General features: G+C 29.4%; 11 protein-coding genes. 5 read left to right on the top strand and 6 right to left on the bottom strand.

Annotated features, from left to right (window positions below; genetic code table 11):
• Positions 1 to 2 precede the first annotated feature (2 nt).
• The gene (locus KMW28_RS05130; protein WP_169664430.1) at positions 3 to 563 is read right to left on the bottom strand and encodes a LemA family protein; all 561 of its coding nucleotides are present in this window, start codon (positions 561 to 563) and stop codon (positions 3 to 5) included.
• 197 nt (positions 564 to 760) lie between these two features.
• Positions 761 to 1,462 carry a hypothetical protein gene (locus KMW28_RS05125; RefSeq protein WP_169664429.1) on the bottom strand — a complete coding sequence of 234 codons (702 nt, stop codon included), beginning with the start codon at positions 1,460 to 1,462 and terminating at the stop codon, positions 761 to 763.
• Positions 1,463 to 1,661: 199 nt separating this feature from the next.
• On the opposite strand from KMW28_RS05125, the gene KMW28_RS05120 reads away from it, so the two are divergent.
• The gene (locus tag KMW28_RS05120; protein ID WP_169664428.1) at positions 1,662 to 2,519 is read left to right on the top strand and encodes a hypothetical protein; all 858 of its coding nucleotides are present in this window, start codon (positions 1,662 to 1,664) and stop codon (positions 2,517 to 2,519) included.
• Positions 2,520 to 2,616: 97 nt separating this feature from the next.
• On the opposite strand, the gene KMW28_RS05115 is transcribed toward KMW28_RS05120, so the two are convergent.
• Complete coding sequence (locus tag KMW28_RS05115; protein WP_169664427.1) at positions 2,617 to 3,450, bottom strand: Cof-type HAD-IIB family hydrolase; 834 nt, start codon at positions 3,448 to 3,450, stop codon at positions 2,617 to 2,619.
• A gap of 272 nt (positions 3,451 to 3,722) precedes the next feature.
• Complete coding sequence (locus KMW28_RS05110; protein ID WP_169664426.1) at positions 3,723 to 4,274, bottom strand: REP-associated tyrosine transposase; 552 nt, start codon at positions 4,272 to 4,274, stop codon at positions 3,723 to 3,725.
• Between the two features lie 290 nt (positions 4,275 to 4,564).
• Between KMW28_RS05110 and KMW28_RS05105 the strand changes: the two genes are divergently transcribed.
• Complete coding sequence (locus tag KMW28_RS05105; protein WP_169664425.1) at positions 4,565 to 6,097, top strand: hypothetical protein; 1,533 nt, start codon at positions 4,565 to 4,567, stop codon at positions 6,095 to 6,097.
• 149 nt (positions 6,098 to 6,246) lie between these two features.
• Here KMW28_RS05105 and KMW28_RS05100 read toward each other — a convergent pair whose 3' ends face one another.
• Positions 6,247 to 9,003 (bottom strand): leucine-rich repeat domain-containing protein, encoded by a 2,757-nt coding sequence (locus tag KMW28_RS05100; protein WP_169664424.1) that lies wholly within the window; start codon positions 9,001 to 9,003, stop codon positions 6,247 to 6,249.
• A 122-nt stretch (positions 9,004 to 9,125) separates the two neighbouring features.
• Complete coding sequence (locus KMW28_RS05095) at positions 9,126 to 10,472, bottom strand: hypothetical protein (protein ID WP_169664423.1); 1,347 nt, start codon at positions 10,470 to 10,472, stop codon at positions 9,126 to 9,128.
• Positions 10,473 to 10,666: 194 nt separating this feature from the next.
• Between KMW28_RS05095 and KMW28_RS05090 the strand changes: the two genes are divergently transcribed.
• The 3 genes from KMW28_RS05090 to KMW28_RS05080 all read left to right on the top strand — a co-directional run bounded on the left by KMW28_RS05090 (position 10,667) and on the right by KMW28_RS05080 (position 12,588).
• Positions 10,667 to 11,482 (top strand): hypothetical protein, encoded by an 816-nt coding sequence (locus tag KMW28_RS05090; RefSeq protein ID WP_169664422.1) that lies wholly within the window; start codon positions 10,667 to 10,669, stop codon positions 11,480 to 11,482.
• 144 nt (positions 11,483 to 11,626) lie between these two features.
• The gene (locus KMW28_RS05085; protein WP_169664421.1) at positions 11,627 to 11,971 is read left to right on the top strand and encodes a PadR family transcriptional regulator; all 345 of its coding nucleotides are present in this window, start codon (positions 11,627 to 11,629) and stop codon (positions 11,969 to 11,971) included.
• Positions 11,968 to 12,588: a hypothetical protein gene (locus KMW28_RS05080; RefSeq protein WP_169664420.1), complete on the top strand. Its 621-nt coding sequence runs from the start codon at positions 11,968 to 11,970 to the stop codon at positions 12,586 to 12,588. Before KMW28_RS05085 ends, KMW28_RS05080 begins: the two co-directional genes overlap by 4 nt.
• Positions 12,589 to 12,610: the final 22 nt, after the last annotated feature.

Here is a 12,610-nt window from a genome sequence, read left to right as displayed (position 1 = left end):
CCTTAAAATAGATTTTTAATTTGAACATTTTCTCTTTCAGCACTTGAGATCTCAAATACAGATTTTCTTTCAAATCCTTTCGAATTAGCTATAATGCTATTTGGAAATACTTCAATACTTGTGTTGTACTTTGTCACTGCACTATTGTATGCTCTTCTAGCTGCAGAAATTTGAGCCTCTACTTCGTTTAAACTTCTCTGAAGTAACTCCATGTTTTTGCTTGCTTTTAGCTCAGGATAGTTCTCTACACTTACCATAATAGATTTCATTGCTGAAGACATTTGAGCATCTAAATCCATTTTTTCTTCTTCTGAAACATTACCTGACATAGCCTTTGCTCTCAATGATGTAAGGTTCGTTAATACCTCTTTTTCATGAGCCATATACTGTTTTACAGTTTCAACCATATTAGGAATTAAATCGTATCGCTTTTTCAATTGAACATCGATTCCTCCAAAAGCATTTTCTACTTGATTTCTAATTGAAATCAATGAATTGTTGACAGAAATAAAGTAAAATACAATAACAAGTATTAGTCCGGATAAAATTATCGCCAGTACCATAAAAAATTAATTAGTCAGTTTTAAAAAAATTTATGCTGCGAATTTATTATAGACTAAAAAAGCAATATTAGATTCTTTGTTAAATCTTTAAAAGATCCTACTTTTATTTTATATATACTTCATAAAGTACTATTTATTTAGATTTGTATTACGTTTTGTAATGATAATAATTTTCAGATCTGACTCTTATAGTTTTATTAGCTTCTAGAAAATAACCCCAACAATGTTTGCTTTGGTTTTGCCTTCACCATAAAAGCTATGGCAAATGAATAGACTGCTATTGTTTCGAACCAAAAAACATAATTTGGCAGTAAAGGCTTGAGTGAATCTACAGATTCAAAAAGAGCAATAAGGACGACAGAAATACCGATAACTATCCCGCAACATTTATAAATAAGGACATACTTTCCTGCTTTGGTAAATTTAAAATAACTCATAACCCCAAGCATCATGATAAACATGGCAGAAGTAAAAAAGTGAATGTTATTGACAGTTGCATCCTTCATAGAACCGAATAAGTAGTTATCATTTGGATAACCATAAAAGGATACTAGATCAATTACTTTATTCGAATAGGCTGGAAAAAGAATCAAAGCAATGGCACTTATTCCAGCGATAGAAGTAATTACGTTATCACTAAACCATTCCTTTTCTGTTTTCTCATATCCTTTGTAGGCGATTAATACAATCCCCAAAGAAGTCACCATACTTATTAAAAAAACAGCCGAAGAGGTATAATAAAAATGACTAATTGATGGCATCAGCTTAAAGTCATTACCGATATATAACAGGATAGGTAAAAGTAGTCCGAAACCACCTAAGAGCAACCTAATTTTTCTCATTTCAATTTTTGGTTCTTCTACACGAGGGGCGGCATAATTAGCGTTTAAGTTTTTCATAGGTAAATAGTTTATTAATTGAAGTAGTTACCTAAAAATAAACAGTTTACGCTTTAATTCAAAAAATGAGATTACATGAGCAATAAGATGTGAAATATAGATAATAGAGGGGGGAAATAAAGTTGATTAAAAAAATTCTATTACGCTATTTTCAAAAAAAATATCTTGAGTTATGAATTATAACATGGCTCTAATTTGTATGAAAAAATACTCTTATCTATTAATCTTCTTTCTACTTTTCATTTCTTGTAATAGTGAATTTGAACCAAATGTAAAAAAGTATATCAAAAAAATTGATCGCTCAAAAAGTGAAAACAGTGACATATATTTTTCTCAGTATATTAATTACGATACCACTTCTACTTTATCTTCAATTCATTTTGAATATTATGACATTACTAATTATTCAATCAAAAAGCTTGATCTAATACATGATATTAAATATGATCAAACCAACAATCTAAAGGGATATATTATTGACTACGATTTTTTGGGTAACCTTAATTCATCTTTAGTAATGAATATAGTATCTGACGAAAATAAGGTAATCAGCTATGAAAATATTGATTTTGATACAGCCGATAGTAGATTTAAATATCTCTATAATGAGGATAGAAACAGACCCTATGCAAAGAAAATAATAGATAAAGATGGGTTAATTTATCAAATAGATTTATTCGAGTGGAATGAAGGCAACCTGACAAAGGTATCTAAATACTTTACAAACGGTGCTGATGTTCCTGCTGAAGAATTGAAAAACTATACACCCGATTCTCAAATTCAAATACATTATGATCGAAACCCCAATCCTGAGCTACATATGAATGGAATAATTGTCCCAAGAGGTTTTCAAAATATCAACATTTTTAATAATCGTAATAACCCTATAGAAATTAGATACATTAAAGGCCAATCAACAAGAATTATCAAAAGAACTTTCACCTATGACGAAGATGGTTATCCATTAACTGCTATCACCAAAGAGGTTGATAGTATGCTTTCTAACTATGGAAGTAATTTATATTTCGATAGATATTATTATCTGGAGAATGAATAGTTTTTTTAGGCTTTACTACTCTCTTTCAATAAAAAAAACGACCAATATTTAATATCTAAATATTGGTCGAAAATGTTTATGCTTAGGTAAATGAAGATTACATCACCTCCAATTGCATTTCCTTTTTCAACAGAAACTTCTCAACTACTTCAGCAACACCATCATCATTATTTGATGCTACGATTACATCTGCTTTATGTCTAAGTTCTGGAGTAACATTATCTACCCAAACCCCCAAACCAGCATATTCCACCATAGAAAGGTCGTTGCCAGCATTTCCTACTGCTATTATTTGCTCTTGTTTTATTCCTGTAATTTCAGATAACCTTGCTAGAGTAGCTGCTTTATCTATTCCAGTTTGAGTGACTTCTAAGAAGAACGGTTTAGAGAACGATATACTTAATTCAGGGAAAGCTTTTTCCAATAATGGTTTCACTTCTTGAAGTTTCGATGGCTCTTCTAACATGATACACTTTACACCATCAAAGTCTACAGCTTTTTTGAAATCTGCTACTTGATCAAAATGCATTTTAGTGATATCAATTTCTACTTGAATATATTTAGAATGAGATTCGCTATAGATGCTATCAGAAGAATAGGTAATAATATCTACGCCATTATGAGAAGCAAAATCATATAAATCATGGATATTTTTAACCGATAAGCTTTGAGAATAGACTACACTTTCATCAGCCATATCGATAAGTGTTCCTCCATTATAGGATATAATATAAGACCCGTATCTATCCAATTCCAATTCTCTTGCAAACGAAAGCATAGCAGGAGTTGGACGACCGGAAGCCAATACTACCATCACTCCTTCATCTTGAGCTTTTAGCAGCATTTCTTTATTTTTTTCAGAGATAATATGATCGTCAGTTAATAAAGTATCGTCCATATCAAGGACTAACATTTTATAGCCTAAGTTCATCTTTTTATTTAGTTAATTTGAAACACACTAATTATTTAGGGATGCATAGATACTATATAATTATTAGAACTGATGTTAATGGATTCTAAAGTTCGTTATTAATATTTACTTCTGTTTTGGAAATTGATGGGTAGAACTATCTGTTTGTAGTGTTAAACAGATAGACATTACTAAGAATTTAGAAATCACTATCTGTTCGTTGTGTTAAGCGCCAGCGTCACTACGAACTTTTCTCTGTATAAGTCTGTGACTTATCACATTTATCATTCCCATCACAAAAAATCTACTTTTAATAAATTATATTTCGCTCCATGATAATTAGAAGCACTAGAATAGAGGTAGTCTTTAGCATCAAGTACTAATCCTGCTTTGATAGGATTATCATGTATATAATTTAACCTTTGGGATAATTTCTCATTACTATTCAAAATTACAGGTTGATTATGTTGCTGCCAAAATTGATATTCTCTATTTCTAGTATTTTTTTGTCCAGCTCTCTTGAACATCCATATCATCCAATCTTTTCTACTTTCACTTGGGTTTTCTTGAATACTTTTGATAATAGTTTTTGAAGTGAATTTTTTGAAATCTCTTAAAATGTCTGACAAATTTTCATGAAGACCTTTTGTAATAATCAAATGTATATGATTACTCATTATTACATAGGCATGTAATTTTAAGTCTTTGTGTTTTTGACAATACTTTAAACTATCAATAATAATATTTCTATACTCTTCTCTAGTAAAAACATCTATCCAATAAACGACAGATATTGTGACAAAATAAGTTGCTTCTTTATCGTAGAAGGAATGAGCTCTAGCCATGATGAATCGTTAATTTATTTTTTGGTAAGTAAAGATAGTAAAAAGTTCGATATTCTAAGTGATAAGTCACAGACTTATACGATATGAAGTTCGTAGTGACGCCTACGGCTTAACACTACGAACAGTGTTTGATAAAATAATTGATAATTATAAAAACATCATTAACTTTATTCCACAATTATCCTCTTACAAATCAATTGATTAATTTTTTGGATATAGATTAAAGCATTTACTATTAATAATAAAGTAAGTAACTCAAGTACTCTTTAATTTTAGAAAATACATAACAAATGAACTTTAAAAAATTACTATTTGTCTACGCTATTCTAGTTTCGGTAGCCATTCATGCTAAAGACAAAAATCAACTTCCTATTGGGGAAAAATTAAACTATTCTTTAAGTTTTATAAAATACACACACAGTAAAGTTGAAGCCTTTGAATTTGATACTGAAGCCACTTTTATAAATGAAAAAGGAGATGTAGAGTTCTCAGTCACTGATCTAAATTCTTATGATAAATATAAGGAATTCATCAAAAGTGAAAGAGATAAACTATTTTTCAAATCTTTACTGGCTCAGAAATTCACAATCAATAAAGACCTCAAAATGATTGAAGCAAAAAATGATAGTGGAGAAAGAAATAGTAAAGATTTTGTTTACATGTTTAACGGAATACAATCTAGATATTTTAGTAAAAACGAAGTCTATGATTATCATCCAATTTTATTAAAAACGGATAAATTTAGTGAGGAACTCAAACAAGCTATAGCTAAAAGAAAAGGGATAAAAATAGATTTAGGGGAGAATAAAAAATATTCCAATTACACCATTTTAAATGGTCATATCACTTATGAATCGCTTCCTAAAAAACAAGGCGTATTGAAATACGAATTGAGAGTACAACACAAAAAATTATATAAACCAGCGACAACTTTCATCTACATCAAATTCGACCAAAATAACGTGATTCAAAATCTTCGTATTACTTTAAAAGAAGATAAATCACCTGTTATTTATATGTGCGAAGTTCGAAAATCTGAAATGGATAATACGGTTTATAAGGATGCCATGGCTGTTGCAAAAATTATAGAAAACTATAAGAATCTTAAACAGGATAACATATTAATTAGTAAACATAATTTTAAGTTTAATGTGAATAAACCTCTTCCATTTGAAAAGGAGATAGATACTGTTCAAATCAATAAAATAGTAAAGTCTTTAGAAATCGATTGTGGAATTAAAAAAGGTTATGAATCTCGCATATACTATAATCATCAAGTACCACATTCCTTAGTAACTGTAATTACTAAAATATCTGGTGGACAGACCTCTTTTACAGAACTTTTGGATCAAAAATATTATCAAGGATATTATCTAGGTAATTATATGCCTAACGATATTTTTTATCCGATGTATCAAGAAATTAAAAATGTAACTATAGATCTTGATGTATATATTCCTCGAACGATCAGTAAAAAAGAATTCATTTTAGGTAAAAAGATTAAAAATGATCGTTTTTCAATGACTGATAGTTCCTTCACGGTCAAAAGGAAAAATCACACTCCTTTAAACGAAATCATTCATTATTTGGAGTTTTATACAAAAGATGGAAAACTAATTGATCCCAAAGTAAAATTCCAATTTTCGGTAGAAGATCCTTACACCGAGATTCTTAAATCCTTAACATTTGACAAAGAATTAAAAAACAGCGTTTATGATGAGTATTCTGTCAAAAACTTAGGAAAAGTAGTCATTCATTATTTAGATGATTTTCAAAAACTTGAATTTAAGAATATCAATAAAGACGTGGGACAATATTTTTAATAACTAAGTTTTTTTAGTTAACGCCAACAGTTTGGACCTGCTATATTTAACTGAAATGTAAGTTAAATATAGCAGGTCCATTATACTTAAATTAAGTTCGTTGTGACACTGAACCTTAACACTACGAACAGTATTAGATCATTTTTTCTTTACATCTGATTATTCTTACTACATATAACATCCTCTCTTAAATTCTTGAAATCAAATTCAAAATGTTCTCCTTTTGAGGAGTCTACTTTTAATGATACGGATGTATTTTTTCGGAAAAGTAGATGTATATTATTACTATCTTCTGAAACAATCATTGGTACAACATTACTATTCCAGGTAAGTTCTTGATTTTCCTTCAAGATAGTGATTAAGACTACCTCATTGATTGTTCCTATTGTTTTTTTATCGATATAAGAAACAGTAAAATCATCAATTGTTGTTTTACTATAGGGTGCATAATCTTTCATCCAAGAAACGCCTCTTGGTAAAGAAACAGTAGTTAAGTCATTACCATCAAGTGCTTCTTTACCTATGTAGGTTAACGAATTTGGCAAAGAAATGGAAGTCAGAAAATTTCCATAGAATGCATTAGTTCCCAAGGATTTTAATTGAGATGTTGCTTCAAAAGTAATCGTCTTTATTTGATTGTACCCAAAAGCATATTCATCAATTTTTTCAATTGATTTAGGTATTGTCAGGCTTGTCAGTTTATTTTTCATAAATGCTTTTTCACCTACGTACTTTAGATTTTCATGTAATTCAATAGAAGAAATATTACCATTACTGAACGCATAATCTCCAATATAAGTAAGATTTTCCCCTAGATGTAAAGTCGATAATTGACCATTTTTTTTGAAGGCATGATTACCAATATATTCCACTTTGTTAGGTAAGGTCAAAGACGTTAGATTATTATTAGCAAAGGCCCCTTCTCCAATAAATCGAAGTGAGGCAGATGCCGATAAGGTGATCTTCTTTAAGTTAACATCATAAAAAGCTTTATCCCCAATTTCTTCCAAAGTATTAGGTAAAATCACCTCGTTTAATTTGCAAGCAACAAAAGCCTTTTCACCAATTTTTTTTACTTTTTGTCCATTGATATATTCTGGAATCTTAATTCTATTAAATCTAACATTACACTTTACTATCGTGTTATCAGAAAAAACAACTTCATAATCCTTTAGTTCATGAACTTTTTTGGGGTTCCTTATAAAAATAAAGTGCTGGGGTTCTACCGCTTTATTTATATTATGTTTTACCTTCCATGTTTCATTTTCCCAATATACCTCATAGTCGTTTTTGAGCTTTATAGAAAAAAACTGAATATTTGGATCCTCAATATATGTATATTTCTGCTTTCCAAATGGTTTTTCCCCTATATACTCTATACTCTTACCAACATGAATATCTTTATCAAAAGGATTATTACTAAAGGCCCATCCTCTAATAATCTTAATCTCATCTGGGAGAGTTATATCATCAAGTTTATTATAACTAAAGGCATATTGTCCAATAAATTTCAGAGAGTTTGGTAATTCAATTTCCTCAAGCTGATTAGATGAAAAACTCCAAGTATGAATAGATTTTAGATGATCATTAAATATTATTTTTTCGATTTGATTATCAGCAAACGTGGATTTTTCAATTGAAATCAGTTTGGTTGGTATTTTTATTTTTTTTAAATAATTATTGTAAAAAGAAGAATCCGCTATGGTTTGAACACTTTCTGGTAAAGTTACTTTTAACATCTTGTTAAAGGCAAAACAAGATGTACCTAGTCTATCTATTCCTTCTTTTATGATTACTTCACTAAAACCATGACTATTAAAATTATGGAGTGTTTTGATTTCCACTTCACCAATTATATTCGGAATAGTGATTTTGCCTCCTGGACCAAAATAATCTATCACCTTATCTCCATCGATAAATACATCGTTTTTATCAATTGTATAATCCTCAGCATAAAAAGTAAATGTATTTGATAAAGAAGTTGAATCAATTACCGAAATACTTTTATCAATAAGTTTCCCTTCAAATTCTGTGAAGTTTACCCATTGTCCTTCAGTATTTATTTTAGGTAATTGAATTGACTTTAATTTATTTTCTAAAAATGCTTTTTCACCTAAATAATATATTTTACTAGGTAAAATTATAGCACATAATTGGTTTTTTCTAAATGCTGATGATTCAATTTTTTGGACAGATTCAGGAATATGAATATAACTTAGTTTATTGTTGTAAAAAGCTTTTGACTCTATTTTTCTGATACAATTTGATAATTGAATGGAAGTGATCTGAGCGTTAGAAAATGCTTCTTCTCCGATGATTTCCACTAATTCACCATTAATTAATTCAGGTAAAATTAAATCGCCACTTGGTCCAATGTAACGAATTATTTTATTGTTTTTAAAAACCACATCTCGATCTTTAATTACATATTTACCTTCTGCTTTTTTTATATATTTTGTACCTTTAATACGATCACCCGTTCGTGTATTTTTATAAAAATAGGTTACTTTCTCCCAAATAAACCCTTCTTGTTTAGGTAAATCATCCATCGTAAATTCAAACTCATTCTCTGTAAAAACTTCCTTAGAAATAAGATTTAAATTACTTGGAAGTTCAATGTCGGAAATATAATTAAATGCGAAAGCACCAAATTTAATACCTAGTAAAGTTTTAGGTAATCTGACTGAATTTATTTTTCTACCATGAAAAGCATCCCTACCTATTATTTTAACTTCTTGTCCATTTATGTATGGTGGAATAATAATATCCTTGTAGTTGGAAAGATACGCTGTGATTGTATTATTATGCATCTCAACATCTTCATGTGTAAGAACTTGAAGATCACTTTGAGCTAAAGAAATATTAGATACAGCAATTAATAGAAAGAAATATAGAAGTTTAGTCATAGTTGACATCAAAAAAAATTTGTTCGTAATAGTTTTTAAAAAGTATCAAATAATAGATACTTTAGTTTTTGTGTGTTTAAAACTACATTTTTTTATTTAAATCAGAATCATTTAAATAATATTTAATTCAACTCATCTACCTCCTGCCCCACTTTCTCATAATCCATTTCTTTTCTCAAATCAGGATCAACCAACTTTAATCGATTTTCTTCAAAAAAGTAATGGTATTTTTTCTCTTCTTTCTTGCCTTCCTCTTTGATGTAAAGGAGTACATTATCAAAATCGAAATGCCAATATCCTTTCTGAGGTTCTTTATTTTCATCGATAATAAATACTACATTATCCGGTAGAAACTGAATGAAGTCTTGATTATTATCTACTTGTCTCCACTTCCCATAAAAAGGTTTTTCCATCATCTTTAATGTAAACTGATTATCAATTATAGAAGGTCTTGTTTCAAGCTTTATTTCTTTTCCTATTTCCTTTTTTGCTAAAGATAAAAACTCCCCATTTAAAGCACATTCGAAAATCATTTCATTTTCTCTCTCCTTATTTTCTGTTAATATCAATTGCTTTTTTCTCTGATTAAACGACCAAAAAGCTGTTTTCTCTGGATGGCCTTGAAGGTAAAAAGTTTGGTCTTCGTTAAAAACAAACCCATCTTTTTCCATTCCATAAATAAACCAATTACCAACAATGTCGTTTTTGGTCATTTTCTTTTTATCATCTGCATAAATGATATTTCGAGTTTCCACTTTAATCAATAACCCTACTTCAGAATAATAATACTTCCTTACCCAATTCCCTTTTTTATCGTATTCGTAAGCATAATAGGTGATACTCAATTTATCGTTTTTGAAAACTTCTTCTTCGATGATATTTCCAAACCTATCTCGTTGATAAGTAGTTTTTTCAAGTAACTTACCCGAAGACGATTTCTTCACTTCTTTGACAGGAAAACCTTCTAAATTTTCATATTCAATAGTAGAAACAACATTTCTGTTGTGATCCATATTCGTCATTTTAATCAAGTCCTCTCCTTCAAATGTTCTAAGTTGAATGTCTTTAATTTCTCCATTAAAATCATAATAATTGGATTCTTCGTTTTGTTGATCAATTAACTTATAAACAAAAATTGAATTCAATTTACCTTGTACAAAAATAGAGTCGGTTAGCACATTACCAGCATCATCGAAAGTACTTTTGTAACACCAATATACCTCTCCATGATGATCTAGATATTCTGCATTTGTAAGTATATTTTGATCATTATAATTAAAAATATCTGATGATGGATCGTTTTTGTATTCAATAGCAAACACACCTTTTTTATAATTTACATCGTACTTTTTCTGAATTATCTGATCGACATTCCCTTTAATAAATTTGTTCTTTTTTGAGATTTGAGCAAAAGATGAAAAGCATGAGATACTCCATAATAAAAGGAGTATATTAAAAAATTTAGTCATGTTAGATTTTGTAATAAAATTAGATTTCGGGCAAATATACATAGGTAAGTCTAAAACGTAATAAATTCATTGATAATTAATAGTGTAATTCAAATTTCAAAAAATTATATCAATTGGATTTATTAATGATAATTGGAATTTTTACCTTTAAATTTACCGCTAGCAAACAAACAACTAAAACTAAATTTTAATAAATGAAAAACTTCCAACTATTCGTGTTCATACTATTGGTGTCTTTTTCTTGTAAAGAAAAGGAAAATGATACTACACCAATCATTAAAAAATATGTAGCAGAAAGAAATATAAATACTGCTGATCAAGGAGCTATCTACAAAAAAAGATATGAATATAATTCCGAGAATCAAATAAGCCGAACTACTGAGGAGACGTTTCGACAAAATGGCGAGTTAGCATCTACTGAAGAATATTATGATATTCAATTTACTTCAGATAACAAGATAAAATCCTACAAAAGAAAAGTTGATTATGCTACTTCTAACTCTTTCGACATAAACGAATTTGTTACATATAGCTATGATAACTTAACTGTCTTTGAAACTATGACAGATGATAATAAAGAAGTAGTCTACACCATAGTTTATAAACTAAACCAAGACCTCACTCCTAAAACAGAGGTATACCATGACTTTGATGGAAATTTTAGATATAGGAAAGAATTTACTTGGGAGGGAACAAATTTAATTTTAACTAAGACGTTTTATCCTGATACAGATGGATTTTTCTTAGGGATGGAATCTCAACATACATACGACGATAAGGTTAACCCTGTACATAACCCCATCAGTATTTTTCCTTCATCAAATAATATTATATCAGCTACAAACATTTATCATGAAGCTCAGTTTGGTCAATATAGCACTTTAAAGGTAACAAGAGAATACACTTATGATGAAGATAATTACCCAATTCAATACACTGAAACTCGTTTATCAGAAAATGAACCTCAGGTAGAAGTATTTTCTGGTGAATACTCCTATTATGATAATTAAATATCAAATTGTTCGTAGTGAAGATAGTATTTTTCACTACGAACAGTAATTAATAAGACTTTACACAAATCATTAAAAAATTAAAAATTATAGAATACAATACATAGAATTACAATGTATTGTATTTTTATGTATATTTAAACTATGTATTCAAAAGAACTACTCAAAGGCACTATCTCTGCTATCATTCTTAACCTGTTAGCAGAAAATGAAAAAATGTATGGATATGAAATTTCTCAAAGAGTGAAAGAAATGTCCGACGGAAAAATTTTGCTCAAAGATGGATCACTTTACCCTGCCCTACAAAAAATGACCAAAGATGGTTTGCTCTCATTTAAAGAAGAAAATTATGGTAAAAGAATCAGGAAGTACTACTATCTGACACCAAAAGGGAAAACGGAAAAAGTAAGATACCTTGATGAACTCAAAGACTTTCTCTCCACATTAAATAAACTTGTATTCCAGGATCCTAAATTCGAAATCTCATGAAATTAAGTAATGAACAAGAAAAAATAATAACAGATTTTGTGGATGCCCAAGGTTTAAAAATTCAGACACTAAGAGACGATATCATTGATCATCTCTGTTGTGTTGTTGAAAGTGGATTAGGGAAAGACAAACCTTTTGATCAATTATTAGAAGAAGCCGTCAACGATTTGGCTCCTGATGGATTGATTGAAATCCAACACAAAACAGTTTTTTTACTCAATTCAAAACGAATTATTCTTATGAAAAAGCTTATGTATTTTATCGGTCTTGTAGGTGCTGTTTCTTTAACAGGTGGAGTAACGTTTAAACTCCTTCATATGCCCTATGGGAATGAACTCTTCATGATTGGTTTTCTAACCCTTCTTTTACTATTTGTCCCACTTTATACTATAGACAAATTCAAGGTGAATTTATCAAAATCTATCTCAGTAAGGCTAAAATTTATCTTGGGTTTAGTGGCTGCTGTATCTACGGGATTATCTGGTTTATTTAAAATGATGCATTTACAAGGTGCTCCAATACTATTGCTTTTTGGTGCATTTATCTTTGCTTTTGGCTTTCTGCCTTTCTACTTTTTCAATATGTATAAAAGTTCTGTGCCTGAGGTAGCAGAATAGATTTTTAATCATTTAAATATTG

The sequence above is a fragment of the Flammeovirga yaeyamensis genome, assembly GCF_018736045.1.
Classification (GTDB): domain Bacteria; phylum Bacteroidota; class Bacteroidia; order Cytophagales; family Flammeovirgaceae; genus Flammeovirga; species Flammeovirga yaeyamensis.
Note: the sequence above shows the minus strand (reverse complement) of the source record. Positions and strands in the feature narration are given on the sequence as shown.

Coding starts and splice junctions, on each gene's coding strand:
- KMW28_RS05130 (WP_169664430.1), bottom strand. CDS start 563: ATGGTACTGGCGATAATTTTATCCGGACTAATACTTGTTATTGTATTT.
- KMW28_RS05125 (WP_169664429.1), bottom strand. CDS start 1,462: ATGAAAAACTTAAACGCTAATTATGCCGCCCCTCGTGTAGAAGAACCA.
- KMW28_RS05120 (WP_169664428.1), top strand. CDS start 1,662: ATGAAAAAATACTCTTATCTATTAATCTTCTTTCTACTTTTCATTTCT.
- KMW28_RS05115 (WP_169664427.1), bottom strand. CDS start 3,450: ATGAACTTAGGCTATAAAATGTTAGTCCTTGATATGGACGATACTTTA.
- KMW28_RS05110 (WP_169664426.1), bottom strand. CDS start 4,274: ATGGCTAGAGCTCATTCCTTCTACGATAAAGAAGCAACTTATTTTGTC.
- KMW28_RS05105 (WP_169664425.1), top strand. CDS start 4,565: ATGAACTTTAAAAAATTACTATTTGTCTACGCTATTCTAGTTTCGGTA.
- KMW28_RS05100 (WP_169664424.1), bottom strand. CDS start 9,003: ATGACTAAACTTCTATATTTCTTTCTATTAATTGCTGTATCTAATATT.
- KMW28_RS05095 (WP_169664423.1), bottom strand. CDS start 10,472: ATGACTAAATTTTTTAATATACTCCTTTTATTATGGAGTATCTCATGC.
- KMW28_RS05090 (WP_169664422.1), top strand. CDS start 10,667: ATGAAAAACTTCCAACTATTCGTGTTCATACTATTGGTGTCTTTTTCT.
- KMW28_RS05085 (WP_169664421.1), top strand. CDS start 11,627: ATGTATTCAAAAGAACTACTCAAAGGCACTATCTCTGCTATCATTCTT.
- KMW28_RS05080 (WP_169664420.1), top strand. CDS start 11,968: ATGAAATTAAGTAATGAACAAGAAAAAATAATAACAGATTTTGTGGAT.